This is a genomic window from Teredinibacter turnerae T7901 (assembly GCF_000023025.1).
Classification (GTDB): Bacteria; Pseudomonadota; Gammaproteobacteria; order Pseudomonadales; family Cellvibrionaceae; genus Teredinibacter; species Teredinibacter turnerae_B.
The window spans coordinates 2,961,653-2,981,362 of record NC_012997.1; the positions used below are offsets into that span (position 1 = coordinate 2,961,653).

The following is a 19,710-nucleotide window of genomic DNA, read 5'->3' on the forward strand; positions in this document are numbered from 1 at the left end:
GCAATGGATCACCAAGTTACGGTAAATCCATGTCGAAAAGCAATATTAAAACAATTAGGCTCCTACCTGATACTGGGGATAAGTTGAGACACATTTCATGTGGCTCACCGGTGCCCGCCAATATACAAATCACCGAATCAAGCATGGATCTACCAAAGACACAAATAATGTTGCGAAGCTTTTTTTTCAGTTTCGCCTCAAGGCAATATACGCAAGTTTCCAACGATAGATTTTTATGCTGTGATCCGCCCCGAACTTTCTGAAGGTAAACTCTTTTCGCATCCACCCTTTTAGCCGGTACCAGGTATCCACATTGGTGAGCAGGCAAGCTTTAGAATATTCGCCCAGCTTCACGTCCGTTAAATAGCGCATATCACCACCGTGAACATAGTTACCAAATTTTTCTCGCATCGTCAGTTTAAGCTTGCCACCTATTGCGGGCAAAAAGCCGATACACCAGGAGAAAAACGATACAACCACATCAGGCGGAGGCACCATGGTGACACCATCCGACGAATTGACAACACGATATATCGGGGTTTTCATGGTCATCAGCCATCGGTCATCGGACACTCTCGGCGCACCAAATGTATAACATGCGGCATTCCCGCCAGCGTGGCAAATTCGCTTAGCGGCTATTGCCGCGAGGGCACCACCGAGAGAATGCCCTGTTATAAAAAGAGGGATATCTGCATACTGCTGCAGCGCTTGATTAATATTTAACTCGAGAGCATTAAATGCTTTGTGAAACCCTGAATGAACCCTCCCCTCGGTCACACAATTAGTCAAGGCCGCGTTCGCATCGGATTTTATATCGCGCAACTCGAGCAGCTCCGTTCCACGAAACGACAACACCATAAACTCATTGGTTTTTATTAAGATCGCCTGACTTCCGACAGCATTAAAAGTAGCGACCAGCTCGGCATCAAAAATACGAAGCTGGGCTTCAAGCAGGCGCTTTTCTTCCTCATGATCGTAGGCAAACTTCTCCAGCGCCAGCTGAAGCGCACCTTTTATAAACCGATCATTTTTCCCACCCTTTAAAAGCATCGCCTCAATACTTTTACTTAGCCTATCCGTAATAAAGGGCGGATTAAATCTCATATACGCCAGCTCAGAAAAGCATGCCATCAGCCATGCGGTTCTATCACTATAAGCCTTTCGATACATAGGGATAGTTTTCGCGAGCAGCTCTTTTGCCTGATCCAAGTCCAAAGCGGTTTCTATAGTTAATTCTGACATTTTTACATCCATTAAAAACTGTAATATTTAAACGACATTTGATTATTTTTATACTTAGCGCTAACAAGCATACCGGGTCATGTTAAAGACACCACTTCAATTTAGTTAAGGCACAATTTAATGAGCTGTGACGACAGTCGTTGATCCATTTCAAGTGAAGTTAAAGTATATTCATCGCACGTTTAGCACACAAAATTAATTCATTTCGAGTATCTTGCAAGCTCCGCAATTCGCTCTTATCTATCTCGATACGAGCAGAAACTCTTGATGTGATGAACTCCAGCGCGGACAGCTCTATCTCCCTAACCTCCCCCAAAATAGTTCTCCACTCCCTGCGTAAATCCTCACTGCCGACCTCTCCTCTAGTCCTAGCTTGTATTTCCTAAACGTCTTCGGACAACTCTTGCTCCCACTCAGAATATGTCGCATATACATCTTCTGCCTGGGAATACTTCCACCTATAGGGATAGGTCAAATCATCAACATCTAAACCGCCTGATATTAAATTCTTAGCTCGATACTCCGCTACTAGTGGTGTACCCGGCTCGATTCGTAGTTTTTTTGTCATCCTTGCATCATGTTTATTTAATCCGGTCTGCTTGAGAAATGATATGTTCGCAGAAAGTTCATTAATGTCCATCTCCGGGTCAAACATGATAAACCCAATATCAAATGTAATGCCTAAATCGTTGAGCACGTCAAGCACCATTGAATTACGATGCGCTGTGGAGGCCTTTTTATAGCGTTTTACCTGCGCTTTAGCGCCTGATTCTAGGCCAATAAAAACCTCCCGCAGCCCCGCTTCTTTCAACTTCGCCAACACCTGCCTTCCCGTTGGGTATCCTTTATGCCCCTTAGATAAAATTGAATCAACACGCATATCAACGTATAGACTCATGTCCCGATCAATTTCCCCTGTCAATTTTTTCTTTTGTATTTCACTCGCCAACTCGATAGCACGTATTGGATTATCACCTAAAAAATCCTCGTCTGTGTAGAAAGGGCTTTTTATTCCCATTTGAGATAGTTCCTGTAACTCACTAACTGCTCGCTCAATTGGGATTGGCCTCCATCGGGCTTCGTTGCAGTATTTATGCTGTATCGCACAAAAACTACACCTACCCCAAGCACAGCCTCTGGAACCCTCGTTTCTAACAATACCGCCCAGCGAAGCCACATATTTGGAGAACTTCCTTAACGGGGGTGGACATAATTCCAACTTGATTAAGCGGCTTTCATTTTTTATATATTTACCGTCTACCATGTAGGCCAAATTTGGGATATATCTACTCGTTAAAAACCGATGTATTTCACAAACAGGCTCTCCATGCTCACTGATAGCGGCAAGAAGCTGCAAAAAACCTTCTTCACCTTCGCCTGTTACACATATAAATTCTGGGAATAATTTGAGAATTTCTTGCGTAGCAAAAGTTGCCAGCAAGTCACCCAACACTACAAGGGGACGACTGCATGCAGGGATCATACAAATATCGCTATAAACATCGAAAACTTGCCCCAAACTACCAATTTTTGTTGACAGCCCTACTACATGAAAGTGAGCAAGCTCCTCTCTTGTTGGCTTTTGCGAAAGAGGTAAAAACCTAAGATCTATTTCCACACCGAATTGTGCATACTTCTCTACATATGCCGCAACTGCACATATACCGACGGGTTCGTTTATTTCTTTTCGGCTTGAACCCAAATCAATTAGCAAGACCCTTAGAACTTTATCCATACGATCTGATCACTCCAGAAATCTAACCTGCAACTTATTGTAGAGCGAAGAAATCTAATACAACCAAAATCAAGATCGAATATCAAACCTAGCAATTCGAAATCTTTTCTGACCATCGACCACATAAAATTTCAAACCTAAAAAACCCTTTGTTTTATATATTTCTACGGTTTGACCGTCTTTAACTATATAACCGGGAACACCAAAACCTACAAGACACCCACCAAATTCATGATGGTGTTGAGGTGCAATTTTTCCGTAAACATATCCACTTAAACCACGACTGTCGCACAAGACATAAAAAGTCTTAGGCAGCTGATCTTTACTCGTATTCATAGCAACCTATACATTCGCGTTAGAGAAAAAACTAAAGAACCAACCCTAGCCAGGGCGCACAAAAATATAATTTATATTCACAGCCGAACTAATATACTAAGTGCGCCACAATTTACATCAAGAGAGATAAGACACGATAATCAAGGTTTTTTAATCCCACCAAGAAGTGAGCAACCAGAATGAGTTATACGCACCGCTATACAGACCAGGATACAAAACAGTAAAATTCATGACCTCTAAATAGCTATGCTTTACCCAGCAGTAAATCTAAATATTTTGTAGAAATAGCTATCACTTTCATCACCCCTATACAAGACTCCAAATGTTTTTTGGCTGTTATTATTTTTGTAATCGATGTTTTTCGCCTGTATCAATATCTGTCTCAAAATAGGCAGCCACGCGTTATCTCTTTCCTTACCGATCACCTCACATAATAACTGCTTACAAGTAATGCTACTAATTTCCAAGCTACTACTACCTGGTTGACTGTAAATTATATTCGTAAGCTCTTGTTTTTTTTCGTATGCCCAGATTTCATCATCATATGGATCTTGTTCTGCGTCACGAGGATTCAAAAACTGGCTTTCCAACTTGATTTTTTCAAGCATATGCTCACGCCCGGAGTAGTCTTTCGCAATATTATTGATTATTGCTTCCACCTCTCGGCCCCTAACGTCTGTCCACGCCGTAAATTCTGGATCATCAACATCCAATGCATCATTTTCCACAGGCGATTTGATCGATTGATCGCCTTCCTGCAATGTTGATAACTGATCCCTTTCGGGACGCTGAAAACCTTGCTGTTTATCTTCATTACTAGCGAAGTCTTCATTTTCCGCTGGTTTCGGTACACCACCAGCATTCTGAGTTTTATCGCGCTCTAAGACTGCCCCCCCGATTTCGCTCGTCGTATTACATTCTACCTCTGCATCACTGAGAGCCAAATTTGTTGAATTATCAATTCCTGCGGGGGCATGCTTACCCCCCAAGTACATAATAAAAACACCAAATAAAATACCTGCTAAAAATATTGCTATATTTTTCATTATTAAAATCTCCTTTTGTATAATTAGCACTAGTTTTTGGCTTAATCTCTAGTACAAAAATTGCATCCCAATGATATCTTGTTAGCTGTTTTCGACCAGGGAATCTCTGATTAAGTCGCTATTTTTTACTAAAAAATATAAATTTCCATTTATACTCCAGAATCGTCGAAATAAAGGCAGATCACCCCTGCATATCTACCAAAATTCTGGCACTCACCGGATTTTGGGCACACCTGCCCGAATGCGCCAACTGGTTTTTCCGAATAAGATTATAAAATCCCGAAAGCAAATAAAGACGATTGGTATTTTTTGTCAACCGGCGGTAGAGAACCTTGCTGTAACAAAATATTTTTTTAATCCATAAAAACGGATGCTCAACTTTCGCCCTGACGTGCGCTTTTTTGTCGCAAGTTGACGCCGGGGATTTTGTTTTTCTAGCGGCCTAAGCTTTCCTGGCCGACAACCCTCAAACCACTCAACGTCACGGTCTTTATGCTCGCCGCGCTTACCAATCCCCGCATAACCTGCGCCTCCCCACACCCGCAGCTCCTTTCTCTATCGTTTTAAAAATTAGCTTCACATCTCTGTCAAGCCAATACAGATGCGAATCACTTCTAAATAGATTCGACGCAACTATCTCGACAGTTCTAATATCACAAATTTGCCCTTTCTCAGATAGCGACTTCACTATTAACTCATAAACAACTGAATACTCAACACGGTTACCATCATCTTCTAGGATTTTCTTAATGGCGTGAAATATAGCCCTACCGAAAGCGACCACGCCAATTCTGGGCGCTTTCTGCCCCACGAAGCACGCGTCATAAACTTTTTTTACAAGATTGTCCCAGTACGCTTTTGCGCAGTCCTTATATAAATCACGCAGTTTTCGATCACCGCCTTCCAAGACCTGATCTTGGATATTAAAGTTTTTTCTCCGACACAATATTTTTAAGTTCTCAAGAAACTGCGGGTTTGTTATGAGTGATTTCCGTCCAAATGAAAAAGCATCAAAAGGTAAGCTCGAGTAGGGATTATCACCTAAAGAAAAATACTCTTCACATAATTTGTTGTTGATTTCAGTGGCAGCGCAACCTGGCCCTGAATCTTTATCTATTATCCGTATTTTTTCTACTATATTTCTGTATTTTTCATATAGCAGCCTTTCTATAAAACCTATAGACGTATTAATAAATGCGATCTTTTCATGCCTCTTAAGAATATTGGCAAAATCAATATTTGGGCTTAGAAAATCGGCGAACTCCATCAATGTGTAGCCACCAGCAGATTCTTTCAACGATGAAAACATTATTTCATTGGAAGCTGATTTGGTGACTTCGTTACCAAGAACAAGAATATCCTTCCTAAATCCCGAATAATGAAACTGATAAACACTATTTATTAATACTTCAACAAATTCAGTATCAGGTGAACGACATAAATGGCCATGCCCCAAAGCATATTTGGATCTGTCTGTCGACATATACGTATAGCATCGTGCGCCTAATGTTGCATTATCAGGCTTTACAATCTTATTATCATTTACGCTCCCACAAAATAAGTGAGGGACTCTAAATGAAGCAAGGTCACGCCAAATTCTTATTTTTTTGAAGCGTAAGACGCTAAAGCTTTTATTTCGATGCGGAGTGTGTAACGTGCATAAAAAAATACTTTGCTCATTATAATAAAGTGACGCATATGTTTTTGCCAGCAGACCACCTTGACTGTGCGCAATGAATATTACATTATCATAACCGTTAATTATGCCGTGTAGTTCCTGTGAAATTCTAATTAGATTATTATAGGGGGAATCTCCTTCTAACAGATATGAAATATCAAGTTTGCCGTACGAAAACAACCCAAAATCCATATTATCAAATGGATGGAACTTTGAAACAACATCCCAAAAATATCCCCTCCTCTCGGTCAAAGTGAAGGCACTTTTCGAGTGACTAAGTATTCCATGCATAAATACGACTATGGTTGTCGATTTATGATCCTGTATTACCTCGAAATCCGGGCTTCTAAAGTAATACCGAAAAATGTTGTCCAAATTTCCCTACGCCTTCCATTTAAGTAACATAACGAGACTGTAGAAAAGAAAAATAAGCAAAAATATCTATTTAGCTTGCAAGCTGTAAATTTACAGCAAGCATTTTGCTTTACTTCAGTCGACTAATTTTAAATGGCTTTTCAGCAGCCAATTTTGCCGGAAACTCGCTCATTATTAGCACCCAATTGCGCTATAATTGGCTAATTTCTCAATATTATGTACCAAACAATATAATTGCGACTGACCTTGAACCTTCTTTTTACCCCGTAAACCAAATCGATCCAATCCCTTTTGGCTACCAATATTGGCGAATACCGGCTATACGACGGACATGCGATGTTGATAGACTTGTTTTCCGTAACGGCTATCCACGCGTTTTTGCATCCAGGCCGTTGGCGAATTGCGGGTGTCGATGGTGAATGTCACTTGACGGCCATGTCCCTCCCGGGTGTCTGCAGATCCTGGGTTGCGCATACATTCGTTTTTGCGTGGGCAATGACGGCAATCAGTGAGCCTTCCTTCGAAACTTAGTTTACATTTTCCATACTGATCTGTCGTTTCATGTTTCAGCCACATGGGGTTGCTTTCTGGGCATACACAGGTCTTATCGCGCTTGTTCAGGGTAAACTCAGAAGCGGGAATGACCTTTTTAATACCTTTGATGGCATCTTGATGCCGCTTCCCGTGTTTGACTTTCTGGTGCTTAAATTTAGGATCGCGCAAACGGAAGCTGTTGTCCGGTACGTAGGCGTTGAATGCGTTGTCCTTGAGGTAGGCATAATTGTCTTCATTGGCAAAGCCGGTATCGGCGGTAATGATGATTTGGTCTTCGACAAGACCAGCATCTAATCCAACGGTGCTATAACGGGCTTGTATCTGCTCGATCACAGGCTGTAACGTATGGTGTTCCTGCCCTTCGCCGAACGCTTGGGCGTCGACAATAATCTGGTGTTTTTTATCCACCGCCGCAACAACGTTGTAGCCTTGTATCGTCCCCTTGCTGGTGGTCATTTTCGCCGACTCATTGTCGGTGATATTGCTTTTAACTTCTTTTTTCCGTTTACCTTGCCCCATCCGTGGGGTCTCCGTCTTTAGGAACTGACCAATTTTGTTGAAATGGTTATTAAGGGTTTCAATGCTTTGCTCAAGTTGATCCTTGCGTTCCCGCTCTCCTGTTCTGCGACGATCCAGCTTTTTATGCTCTTTAACGCAGGCTCGGATTTGTCGCTGTATTTTGTGGCGCTTCTGAGCCAGCTCTTCAAAAGTGCCAGAGTGTTCCTTTGCGGCATTCGATGAGATTTTATAGCCGTCAATAGCGATAAGTTCGTGACCAATAAGTCCCTCCTGATCACATACCAATAATATCTGAGTAAATATGTCGGCAATGGCATCGGGTTGGGAACTGATGAAACTGGCAATACTTGTGAAGTGAGGTTGTGTATCGCAAGATAGGGCTTTGAACATGATATTGGTTTAACATGCCCATTCAATATCCCGGCTAGTGCAAATGCCATGGTAATAGCCGAACAAAGTGATTTTTAACAAAATCGCGGGATCATAGGCTGACCGGCCGCTGTGATCATTGTGATAAAGCTCATAGAAGGGAGTTAGATCCAAGCGTTCTTCAATAAGCTTGTGAAGTACAAACTCAAAGGTTCCCGGCCGTATTTGCTCTTCGAAGTTGATGACAACCATTGTGTCTTGGTTGTAATTTGGCTTTTTGAAGTTAGGCATTCTTACGTCCCTCAGGTAATGCCTCATTTTAGCGATAAACCGCTTGTTTTTGGAGTTTTTCTACAGCTTAAACGCTTCAAGAAGGGGCGCCGGTTACGGCGTCTGCGTGAAGCCGTTTGTTAGGAATTTTTACAACAGATCGCGTAACCGTACAAATGGTTTACCAGTTTCGGCTGCTCGACGAACTTTCTTTGATAGTACGTTCTTAAATCCGACTTTTTGAATTAGCATCTCACTTAAATCCAAGCCATCCATACACACCACACTCTTTCCCCTCCCAAACGCTTGCAATCCTTCTTCTGTAAATCCACTATTACTTACAAACAAGCCTCTCGACCATGCCGCTTCATCCTGAACTTTGGCGTTGAATGAGCGTAAATCGGCCGCATTAACAGGCAGGTTTGTCCATTTTGCCTCTAAAAGATATGTCTCTCCATCCAGCTCGAAACTACCATCAATCTGCTCTCCTACTAATCGAAATGACGCTCTGCTGCTCATTCCGCTGATGTCAAATAGCTTTTTTAGAAAAGATTCAAATGCAAATCCTCTAGGATGAGGCTCCATTGCCGCCAGTTCCATTAGTGAATTTAAGAGTTCCCGCGCTGCATTTTCATCCAGGGTTTCATCATGCTGTTGTTGAGGGCCCTTCTCTTTCGGAACTAGAGGCTTTCCTCCAAGGCGCACCAATAGATCAGAAAACTCAGATACCAATTCCGGTCGTTCCTCTTCGAGACCAGCTCGTTTACGCTTAGTTTTTCTATAATCCCATAAGGAATTTAGAACCCTTAAAATGTCACCGGGCTCAGACTGTTTTAAAAAGCTTCTTAATCTTTTTCCCTTGCTAGTACCTATATCGCAATATCTTTCGTCATCTATGTTTATTTGAAGCTCATCGTTAAAGAATTCAGAATATGTTTGATTAGAAAAGTCTAAAACATATCCCCCGCCCATTTCGAGTATGTAATCCAACAAATCAAAATCTAATCGTTTAAGCTTATATGAACTCATAATATTCATTTATTCTTGTAGTGACGTACCCATTTGGGCGTCAACAGAATTAAATAGTTAGGCGCAACTTTCTATGGAATGCTACCTATTGCAATGTACATACATTCAACTGCTAAAGTCGTCCACTTGTCCTCAGCAACCGCAGGCACAAAAGAATCTGCTCTTAATTCTTCGATATTAACCGGTCGACCTCTATACTTCGAGCTCTTACTATGACTTGTGGAGGCAATTACAATCGGGTTGTTGTCGCCAAATGGGGCTGGAAATATTATCGGCCTTTGTTTTTCGCCTTCATTTTTAACGGTAGTAAATCTGCCCCATTGAAGCCGATATTTACCGGCTACGTCTATAACCCCTGCCTCTGCAGATGAAAGCGAGGGAGCATTCTCTAATTCTTCTATCTGCTGACTGAGTTTTGTAATTTGCGCCTTTAATTTTTCGCTTATTTCAGATTGAAAAGTCTTGTCTTTCTTTAGAGACTCTGTAACCCCGACTGTGATCGTCGCCATATCTTTAATTGATTCTAGCTGGCTCACTTTTTTGTCGAGTTCCTCAGCCTCTACAGTTAGATTCTTAATCGATTTTAACGCTTCGCGAGCACTATTCTGTTCCGCAAGTATTGCTTTAGTATATTCTTGTTGATCAGAGTACAATTTTAGCGTTACGCTCAAAAGCCGATCATGAGCATCATTTAGAATATAGTCGATTCTTTTTCTAGCATCTTCATCTGCCTCAACACTTTTAGCTAGGGCAACTGTGTCTGCATACTGTGTAAATATGAATCCTATTAAGAAACCCAGTGTTGCAAATGCTCCTGAGATTGGAACAAACAATTTTGCGAGATATGATCTTATCGCTTTCTCTGCTTTTAAAGTAAGCTGCTCGTTAGGCATGCCATCGCTCCTCGAATTTTGTTTTACCAAATTTGGTCATTGCGCTCGCATAACGAGACTGTCGAATAACGCCGAGATACCTATACCCAGCGGATAATTTCAGGCACCCGTTTTTATAAGGCTGTTTAAAAATATCAGCCACGACGTTATTTACATCTATTTTTAAAAAATAGTTACCCTTCATCGGGCATAGCTCCCATATTTTTGTATCTTTACCAAGTTATGTACCGCACAGAATAAATACCATTGTCCAGACACCTTTTTAAGGCTCCTCAAGCTAAACCAACGCAACCCCATTATGTGTTTCATATGCGCAAATACGGGTTCGACAATACCAATGCGATCCGAGTAGATGGCCCTGCCTTCGGGACTGTCCATTTTGCGTTTCATTCGATCAATGGCGCGACTGTTGTTTTTAGCGGTGTCTTTGCGGATGCTCACCTGTCTGCCGCGGTCTTTGACCCCATTACGTAAACAGTGTGCTTGTATCGAGCAGTTTTTACAGTCGTTGAGGTAACCTTCAAAGCGAATGTATTCGACGCCTTTGTTTTGATATCCAGAGGAGCAAAGCCAGAGTTCTTTTCCCTCTGGACACCAACAGCGTTGTGCTTGCGAGTCATAGTCGAAGTCACTCGATTGAAAGTATTTCTGTTTTCTTACCTTCGGCTTTTTATCTTGGTGATCCACAAACCTCGCATCGCGTTTACGATAGAGGGTATCCGCAATATAGGCATTGACGCCTTTCTCTGCGCAATAGTCTAAATTCGCCCCGCTATGAAACCCAGCATCTGCCAGCAGTTGACAGCCATCTAGCCTGTCGGATGCTAAGAGTTTATCAATCATGGGCTTGAGTGTGGATTGTTCGCTATCACCAGTTAAATCAGCATTGACAATGACCTGGTTCAGTTTATCGGTTGCGGCCAAACCGACGTACCCTTGTAACGCACCACCGTTACCGGACATCATATTGGCGCTATCAGGATCGGTGAGGTTGGTCTTACGAACTTTTCCGTTGTGCCCCCGTTTATCCACCATGTCACTGAGGGCGGTTTTTAGCTTTTTATTGATGCGCTTGAGTTTTGCTATCTGTTTTTCTTCTTTTTCACGCACCGGTGTGTTCACCACGCCCTGAGCGTCTTCTTGACGATGCCGTGCCATCACTCGCCTTACTGCACGTTGAATTTTTTGATGTTTCTTCGTGAAGTCGGTCTTAGTTCCCGACCATTCCTTCGAGGCGTTTGAGGGAATTTTGCAGCCATCCAATGCCAGAGTGTCGCCACCAATCAGCCCCAGGTAATCACACTGCAACACGATTTCTATAAATATGCCTTCAAGGCGCTGTGGATTCTTTGAAACAAACGCTGCAATAGTGGAATGATCCGGGGTTAGAAAACCAGAGAGTGCCATGAACACCGTGTTGTATCGGCACAAATGTTCGATTTTACGGCTGCTGGTAATGCCGCGATGATACGCAGAAAGTATGATCTTGAGGAGAGTGCCCGGGCTGTATGCCGATGCGCCACCCGCATCGTTGTTAAAATCGCTTTCAAACGAGGAGAGATCTAACACATGATCGACAATCAAGCAGACTGTCGCCTCAAAGCTGCCCTCTGTTATTTGTTCCTCGGGAATAACAGCGACAAATTCCCCCTGTTTATCATTACCTTGTTTGTAATGCGCCATGCCAGACTCCGTTAAGCGGCGGTAGAGTCTATTTTAACCCTTTAGAAGCTTCCGTTCTGCAGATTTATGAGGTTTTTTCGAGTTTTTCGACAGCTTCAACGCCTTGCTCACCGGCACATACTGCGGCGAGCGTTTTGTGTAAGAATGGAGCGCAGCGAATGACACAAAACGAGCGTAGCAGTATGTGTCAGGTGCAGCAACTTGTTAAGGCTTTTCTGGGTATCTGGCTCGGAGAAAATCAAAGGTTTTTCTGATAATTGGAGCGACGTGGACAATATCGTCATAATTATCTTCCGTCAGTTCTTCGTCTAGATAGTTATGAGATGTCGTATTTCTGCTATCAAGCATATCGTGCCACTCATCCTCATCATCTAGCCAGCCAATTTTAAATGCTTCTTTTACACTCTCTCGGGGAGTTTTCGGGTGCACACCCTCAAATTCTAAAGCTCTTTTAAGAGTTTTCCACATTAGCTCGATAACATATTCAAAACGCTGTATTGTTCCCTCAACAACCAGTTCACGATCTCTAGGAATAAGCAATGCTGCCTCTAGTTTGGATAACGCCTTTTCTAAGTTTCCGAGACTATCCTGCAGTTTGCGTTCGCTCATAAATTATTATTCCTTGTTGCAGTATTCTTTCTTGTAAAGCTGCTGGATTTGACTCGAAATGAACAAGTGAAACCCAATATAAAGTTCGAGAGTCCGCTGCATCTAGTCGTAATTTCGAAAACTTCCTCTTACACAAAGACTTTGAAAAAACGGCAATATCGAAGTCCGATCTTTCTTCATTATCTCCAACAGCTCTAGAACCAAACAGTACCAATTTATCTATCGGATAACGCTCAACAAGTTCTTTAAGAACATTCTCAACCGATATTGGTGTATTCATCTTGCGCCTTAACATGTTATTCTACGTACACAGCACAACTTACCCAGCCTCTAACTCAATAACAGATCGAAAAGCCAATATTCACAAATCTAAAAACTACCGCACTGTTCGTGAAATGTATTTAAACCAGTGACTTACCTAAAGCTGTTTGTGGAAGGTAATTCAACAAACCCAACCCGGCGCCGTTTTACCGTTGGTTTATCAATACATTACCCCAAGCAGCCAATACCCCCCCAGAGCAAATACCCGACCAATGTAAGCCAAATTTCTGATTATTTATGTAGATGTAGGCGCCAATATTCCGCACTTTTGGGGTTATTGCGGCTTGTTTGATCCAGATTTAGCGATTGCTGTAGAGCAGTGTGCCAAACCGGTGACGGTAGTTTTTACAGGGGTCGTTTGGCTGACGTTTTCAGAGGGCGGATTTGGTCTTGCAGCCGGCTTGTGGCGAGCGATATAGAAGCGAATATCGGAGATGTTATTTGCTCACAATAACTTCTTTTGCACGAATTTAAAATGTATTTGAACAGTTCGCGTAACTTGCACACTTAACCTACCGGCTCTACCAGTTCAAATCAGGTGCACACGAGGCATAGGTGGGTTCAAAGAAGTTTTAATATTCCCAACCACGCCAACCCCGCCTAAAAAGAAAATTCGAACTACCTTTTCTAGTCGGGAACTGAGTTTAAAGTGTTAAACGAATTTGTCGCAAAACCTGCCCATCTACTAAAGCTCAACTCTTGATGAAGAACGCTTAATGACCGACCCTTAGTGACAAACTCTGCCAGATTAGCCTTAAACAACAAGGCTGTTCTACTTTATTGATTCACAAACAAACAAAAATACCCCTGCGAACATTAAGTTGGCAGGGGCTAAGTGTGAATGCGTTTTTTACTTAGAAGCAATCAACCGTAAAGGTGGCTGAGCCTGGGTATTGGCCACCGAGGGAAAAGTAGTCGTTTTCGCCCGGAGACAGTACTTCGCTGCTTTCCAGCATTACGCGGTCGCCATTCACGGTTGCTGTTGCTCCGCTCGTCCACTGCACTGTAGGTTGATGCCCGTCGAAGTCAAGATATACAGTCCAGCCATTCATAGTACCGCCGGAAACATTGGTCACTTGAACGCTGTGGAAACCATAACCGCCACTTTGCGCGACATTGTATGACATATTGCAGTCCAGCATTTCCGCTTGCAGTACTTTCGCCGCCGCATCGATATTTGGCATTTCGCCGATGGATCGACTTAAGTCTGCAATCTGCGGTTGACCGGTAAGGCTGATTAGATCTCGCATTTCCACGGAGGTCAGCGGCGCGTGCCCCATTGCCTTGGCGATACTCTGAATGCTCGCAGCGGCGCCCGCCACAATCGGCGCAGCAGAAGAAGTTCCGCTAAAACCTGAGGTATACATTTCGTCCCAAGAAGTTGTATTTGGGTCGCCGTAGCCTAAGGTGGCAACATTGTGCCCCCACGCGCGCGCAGTCACACGACTACCGTAGTTGGAGAATGTGAGATTGCCGTTAGCTGAATCGGACTGTGTTGCTCCAACGATAATTGCACCGGAATCGCGTACATTCAAATTAAACGCATCGTTGTATATGGGATCATCCAAATTAACGTAACCGTTTGATGCAGAGGCTAACACAACAATACCATTGGCAACTGCCGCTTGTGTCGCGGTAAAACCCTTACTGGTCCACTCGACAGGAATATCGTTACAATCGGGAGAACCATTACACTCCGGGGGATTCAGATCCGGCCCGGCTGTGTAGCCAAGCGACATGGTAATAACGTCGCCAACACTCATAATATCCGCTGCAGCGGCTAGGGCGCGACCACCATCGTACCAACAGGCGATAAAACAATAACGCGCGGAATAAAAGCGCAGCAACGGAACTTCGTTGACAATGCCAGTTACACCGCGGCTGTCGTCTTCTGCGAAGAGTATACCGGCAACGGCCGTACCATGATTTGCGATAGTGGAATTCGAATTACCGGACCACCAAATAATACTGTAAGGCAGGTGAGTAAGTTCAACGTGGTCGACATTAATATTGGTGTCGACCGCCATAACTTCGACATGTGAGCCTTTGCCACCTTTCCACTTCCAGCCGTCGATACTATGAATACCATTTGAGGTGTTATCCAGGTAGGCCTGACTGCCCTGCGTGGTGAGCGATGGCACCGCATAACCACTCGCTCCCGGCATTGCCAGGTTAACTGAATTCACTTCAAGTGGTGGTTCGGCGTAGGCGATCTCTACTGATGGAAGACGGTTGATACGCTTGATTAAATCGCTAATGTTACCGAATTGGGTAGGCTCAATAAAAATTAACGAATAATAGTTGTTCATATCTGCCATATGGATTCCGAATTTTTGCAAACCACGACTGCGTGTTTGCTCATTCTTCTGCTCCAACTGGGGGTCTGCGGGGTCTCCAAAGCCAGGAATCAAACTTACCGGGTATTTGGCAATAAGCTGCTTTAGCCGAGCGGCGTCTTTCGATGCCGTCGCATAACCCGCTCTTAAGGGTGCGGTATCAGCGGGAAGAACGCACAGCTCTCGTTTACACAGACGAAATTTTTGTTCGTCTTTAAATTTTACAGTGATCATTTCAACTTGCGTATCCGCCGCCAGCTGGTAAGCACTGCTTTCTTTTTGGTAGGGCTTATAATCCCGCATGGCACTCACGTGTGTGGCTACACCCGCTAAAATCAGCGCACCCGCCAAACGAAATATATTTTTATGTATTAACATGAAGTTTCCTTTCTAAATTTCCGCATTAACACCCCCAAACTCCAGGGGCGAAGTTATCCTCGATTATTTTTATTTAAAAAAGTTAACGCGAGGCGGCGAGATGTTAACAAAAATAAATTTACGCCATACGATACTGCGGAAAATATTTTCGCCAAAAACAACATGGTCAAATATTTAAAATAACAGGGCGAATTTTTAAATAAAAAAATGCCACTATTTATTTATGGTTTTTAAGTGCGAAATATTTTCGTCAAATAAATTAGCTTTCAAAATAGGAAAAATTAAAAATTATAAGCAACTCTAGCGACTATTTCTCACTATTAAAAAATCACAATTTGTTATTCACTTAGAAACAAACGTTTAAATCCGAGTCCGCTACGAATAGATTGAAAATTTTAAAGCCGCAGCAAGCACTCAGTTATACATACCGTGACAAACGCACAGAAAAGCGCAGCAAGTTTGTGTTAACCAAAAATGATGAACCGAGCAGAGATGTTCACTACATACCAAAGCGAGCTATTGCTCCCTTATCAAAAGATTGGGAAAAATCAAATTGATTAACAGAGCTCACAAATCAATACAGCTCAATTAAAGATAACCTCTAGTGCGACACCACCGATAACGAGCCACTCACCAATCAGAAGCAGCTGGAAGTTATGCATACAGATATAGGCTTAGGAATACGTAAAGTATCTTGTTCAAGGGTTATCGATGAAACTATTAAGTTACGTGAGAGGTTGAGGCGGACGAAAAATTCCGCAGAGAACAAATCTACAGGGGGGCAATCCCACACCGGAGAAGAAGACAAGGGCCACAACATGAAGACAACAAGGTCAGCCGAGAACAATCAACTCAGCTCTTAACCAAGCAAAGAAAGAGATCAACAACAAAGACTTGAGGATCTGCGGGAAGTTAAACAGCCAGGTACTGACTGTGTGCTTTCCATGGAATTCAGAAAAGCATGGTACCAGAGGCCGGACTCGAACCGGCACGCTTTTAAGGGCGGGGGATTTTGAATCCCCTGTGTCTACCAATTTCACCACTCTGGCGTTGCTTGAGATCTTCAGCTTTTCTATTAGAACTGTGCGAAAACCTGACCTACACTGGTCGAGTTCGCGTTCCGGCAGATGCAGTTGATAGTACTGCTTAAAGCTTGCACAGCAGGGAAGTTATAAGCGCCGCCTGCTGAGAGCGCGAGATTATACCAGCGCTTTTTTCCGGGTCAACACCTGTTTATCGTCTGATACTAACCGGTGGCGAATTCGCCGGTGCTTATGTCAAAAAGTGTGGCATGGCGTGTATACACACTAGGCCCAGAAACGCTATATTTCTACGCATTGGCGGGGAATGGCGCTTTTTGCACAAAGTATGAGGGGCGGATTTTGGCGTGAGCGAAATAACAAGTAACAATAAAAAAGCATTGCTTCATTATACCCGGCAATAATAGTACAATATTTGATCATGTTTTAAACACAGAATTTCGTTCACGAGGAGTTTGCATCCAATGAATTACTTGCGCTTAGCGATCCGCAGTTCGCTGTGCCTGATTACACTGTTATTTGTCCAGATAAGTGTTGCCCAAACAGGGGCTCAAGCGGAGCTGGATAAGCTTCAAGCACGCGTGGCAAGCGTTAAGGACTCGCTGGAGACCATCGACAGCCGTCTTGAATATTACGAAGTTAAAAAGCCGGAAGCAGAATCTCAGCTGGCCGAAGCTCAGCTCGCGTATCAAGAAGCTGAAACGCTCCTCGCTGAAGCGAAGGCGAGTAAAGAAGCTGATGCCGCTCGGGCTATTGACCTTGCCAACCGCCGCATCGAGTTGGCCGAACGAGGCCTTAAAAGCCGCGAGGGTCGCCTGGAGCGCACTATCACTAAGATCGTGGAACTCGGCGAAGAGAAAAAGCAACTGGTTGCAGAGTTGGGCGCATTAGAGCGTCAGATCGCTGAGAAAAAAGAGCGCGTTGAGATTGTACAAGAGCAAAAAGCCCGTGCTGCAGTAGCTGCACAGGCCGCACCCGCACCAACACCTGTGCCAAAGCCCAAACCTACGCCGCGCCCCAAGCCTACCCCTACGCCAACGCCAGAGCCCGTAGCTATTGAGGTAGTCGAAGAAGTTGCTGAAGCCACGCCTGAAGCAAAAGCAGAACCGACACCAGCACCGGCGCCAGTTGCTGCAGTAGAAGCTGACGATGCGAGTTTGCAGAATTTAAGCCCGCAAGCACGTTACGCGCACGCGCAGATGAAAACATTGAACCGTTTACTCAAAGAAGATAGCAAGCGTCGCAACCAGCGTTACGACGAACTGACGGTTCAAGTGGACCGCGATGATGAAGTTGACCTGGAGCATTTGGGCAATGAGCAATACTATGCTGAGCTGTCTCTGGGCGCTGGCGAACACGCGCTGACCATTAAACTGCGCAAGTACAAGGTTCGTATTCCAGCGGAGCAGGACGGTGATATGTTCGTGCTTATCTACGATGCACGCGACCACCGCAAACCTCGTTTTGCGTTCTTCAACAAAGGCCTGTTGAAGTAGGTTTGAGAAACACCTGGTAATAAAGGGGCAGCCAACTCTGGCTGCCCTTTTTATTTTGTGACTCGCGCTGCTCGCTCTTTTGCGCTCATTGCGCGGGCTCCCTTCCACGACTTGAGCATCAGCCTGTATCCCCGCCTCTCAGCTGTTGCCATACATAACCTATTACCTTTAATAACCTATTACCATCAATAACCTGTTGCCATCCATGCTATGGATTGGAGCCGCAGGTAGTGCCGGAACTATCGAGTAATCCCGGCTTATAGGCGTATCAGGCGCTCTGCTAATTCACCACCGTGCAGGCGGGGGCGACGAAGTTGCCAGAATGCGTACCCTGTACACCGAAGCTTGCGCTTTGGTTTGGCCCAAGTTGATTGTTCCAGCTAACACCAGAAGCAACTATTCCGCTCGCTGTTTCTGTGATTGTTGCATTCCAACTGCCTGTAATAGCCGGGTCTGCGCCAAAATCCAGCACGACTGCCCAACCAGAAACCGAGGTGCTACCGGTATTGGTTACGGTCACATTAATCTGATAACCACTCCCCCAAACACTGCCGACAACAACGTCGCAAACCAGCCCACTACTGCTACCGCCTGTTGAACTGCTCGATGAGCTACTTGACGAGGAGCTGCTTGAACTGCTTGAAGAGGAGCTGCTTGAACTGCTTGAAGAGGAACTGCTGGACGAACTGCTGCCCGCGCCGGAAGACGACGAGCTAGAGCTGCTTGATGAAGAGCTCGAGCTGCTCGAAGACGAACTAGAGGCGTTGTCGCAAACGGTGATAATTCCCCCGTTGCCGCTCTGGCTTTCGCACGTTGCCCGACCAATACAGCTCTGTTGGTTTTCCCAGCCCCAGCCGCTGTTTTGGTTTACGCACAAGGGGCGCGGTGCATCCTGATACCACTGACACATATCGACACAAGCGCCGCCGGTGGAGGACGAAGAACTTGAGCTGGACGATGAACTGGTTGAGCTGCTGCTGGAGCTCGTAGATGAGGAACTGCTGGAGCTGGTGGACGAACCGGTGCCATCCAGCAAAGGCGTAAGCGCAGCAAACCAGCGGGCTGCCATTTTCATATCGCCGGTCGCGTTAGGATGCACACCATCGTAGGTGTCTGCCACTGCGTCAAACCCCGTCCACTGATCCACCACATAAATGGGAGATGAGGCGGTAGAAAGGCTCGCCGCCCAGCCGGGAATGGCGGCATTCAGCGCAATAACCCGTTGGTCACATTGGGCGCAGGAGCCAGCCGGGTCCATTGGAATAATCTGCGCAACGATAATTTTCATTGCACTGTTATTCGCCCTCATCGCCCCCACGAGGGTCGTGAATGCATCGAGAATGGTGCTGGTGGAACGCGCGCTCCACACATCATTGGTACCCAGGTGCATAAGCACGATTTCCGGGTTGGTCGCTGCCAACCAGGGGGTTAGCTGGCCCTGATTGGCCATATTGGTGGCGAGAATGCCGCCGTGACCTTCGTTGTCGCCATCGTGGCTGACGGCACACCCCTGTGGCCCCAGGGTGCCGACAAAATCCAGATCGGTGTAGCCTGCCGTTACCAGTTCATCCCACAAATACGCTCGCCAGCATCCCGGGGAGCCGGTGATTGAGTCACCAAGCGGCATCACCCGCACCTGAGCATAAGCCGCAGCGCCCAATAAATTACTTAACAAGAGAAGAATGAAGATAGACCAGGAGAAAGATTTGTTGAACATGATTTTAGCCCTGTGTTGATTCATTATTATCATCACCGGCCAAGTACCAAACTGCCCTACTGCAACCGGTTACATACGGTCTT

General features: G+C 44.6%; 13 protein-coding genes, 1 tRNA gene and 2 pseudogenes. 1 reads left to right on the forward strand and 15 read right to left on the reverse strand.

Translation table 11 applies throughout. From position 1 onward, the window contains the following. Positions 1–186: 186 nt before the first annotated feature. The 14 genes and pseudogenes from TERTU_RS11865 to TERTU_RS11920 form a co-directional block, all read right to left on the reverse strand. Complete coding sequence (locus TERTU_RS11865; RefSeq protein ID WP_028882874.1) at positions 187–1,254, reverse strand: lipase family protein; 1,068 nt, start codon at positions 1,252–1,254, stop codon at positions 187–189. A 370-nt stretch (positions 1,255–1,624) separates the two neighbouring features. Beyond that, positions 1,625–2,977: a B12-binding domain-containing radical SAM protein gene (locus tag TERTU_RS11870; RefSeq protein WP_015817191.1), complete on the reverse strand. Its 1,353-nt coding sequence runs from the start codon at positions 2,975–2,977 to the stop codon at positions 1,625–1,627. Between the two features lie 69 nt (positions 2,978–3,046). Beyond that, positions 3,047–3,313, reverse strand: coding sequence for a hypothetical protein (locus TERTU_RS21390; protein ID WP_080516709.1), 267 nt, complete (start codon positions 3,311–3,313; stop codon positions 3,047–3,049). A 251-nt stretch (positions 3,314–3,564) separates the two neighbouring features. Further along, on the reverse strand, positions 3,565–4,359 hold the full coding sequence (locus TERTU_RS11875) for a hypothetical protein (RefSeq protein ID WP_015818299.1): 795 nt from the start codon (positions 4,357–4,359) through the stop codon (positions 3,565–3,567). A gap of 181 nt (positions 4,360–4,540) precedes the next feature. Continuing rightward, positions 4,541–4,729, reverse strand: a pseudogene (locus TERTU_RS22480) (hypothetical protein); the annotation flags it as partial. A gap of 135 nt (positions 4,730–4,864) precedes the next feature. Continuing rightward, on the reverse strand, positions 4,865–6,289 hold the full coding sequence (locus tag TERTU_RS11880) for a type 2 periplasmic-binding domain-containing protein (RefSeq protein WP_143876290.1): 1,425 nt from the start codon (positions 6,287–6,289) through the stop codon (positions 4,865–4,867). A gap of 297 nt (positions 6,290–6,586) precedes the next feature. After that, positions 6,587–8,146, reverse strand: a pseudogene (locus TERTU_RS22410) (transposase). 129 nt (positions 8,147–8,275) lie between these two features. Beyond that, positions 8,276–9,163 (reverse strand): restriction endonuclease, encoded by an 888-nt coding sequence (locus TERTU_RS11890; RefSeq protein ID WP_015817828.1) that lies wholly within the window; start codon positions 9,161–9,163, stop codon positions 8,276–8,278. Positions 9,164–9,225: 62 nt separating this feature from the next. After that, positions 9,226–10,047: a hypothetical protein gene (locus tag TERTU_RS11895; protein WP_015820963.1), complete on the reverse strand. Its 822-nt coding sequence runs from the start codon at positions 10,045–10,047 to the stop codon at positions 9,226–9,228. A 180-nt stretch (positions 10,048–10,227) separates the two neighbouring features. Then, complete coding sequence (locus TERTU_RS11905) at positions 10,228–11,730, reverse strand: IS1182 family transposase (protein ID WP_041590221.1); 1,503 nt, start codon at positions 11,728–11,730, stop codon at positions 10,228–10,230. A gap of 204 nt (positions 11,731–11,934) precedes the next feature. Further along, positions 11,935–12,339: an HI0074 family nucleotidyltransferase substrate-binding subunit gene (locus TERTU_RS11910; RefSeq protein ID WP_015817877.1), complete on the reverse strand. Its 405-nt coding sequence runs from the start codon at positions 12,337–12,339 to the stop codon at positions 11,935–11,937. After that, a complete protein-coding gene (locus tag TERTU_RS21395) occupies positions 12,314–12,619 on the reverse strand; it encodes a nucleotidyltransferase family protein (RefSeq protein WP_080516749.1) in 306 nt (101 codons plus the stop codon). The genes TERTU_RS11910 and TERTU_RS21395 overlap by 26 nt, the downstream gene beginning before the upstream one ends. Before the next feature lie 895 nt (positions 12,620–13,514). Continuing rightward, entirely contained in the window at positions 13,515–15,374 is a 1,860-nt protein-coding gene (locus TERTU_RS11915) for a S8 family serine peptidase (protein ID WP_015819891.1), read from the reverse strand. A 962-nt stretch (positions 15,375–16,336) separates the two neighbouring features. After that, a tRNA-Leu gene (locus TERTU_RS11920) sits at positions 16,337–16,423 on the reverse strand. Between the two features lie 455 nt (positions 16,424–16,878). Between TERTU_RS11920 and TERTU_RS11925 the strand changes: the two genes are divergently transcribed. After that, a complete protein-coding gene (locus tag TERTU_RS11925; RefSeq protein WP_015818417.1) occupies positions 16,879–17,910 on the forward strand; it encodes a coiled-coil domain-containing protein in 1,032 nt (343 codons plus the stop codon). Positions 17,911–18,190: 280 nt separating this feature from the next. Here the strand turns inward: TERTU_RS11925 and TERTU_RS11930 are convergent, their stop codons facing one another. After that, the gene (locus TERTU_RS11930; protein ID WP_338057811.1) at positions 18,191–19,660 is read right to left on the reverse strand and encodes a cellulose binding domain-containing protein; all 1,470 of its coding nucleotides are present in this window, start codon (positions 19,658–19,660) and stop codon (positions 18,191–18,193) included. Between the last annotated feature and the right edge of the window lie 50 nt (positions 19,661–19,710).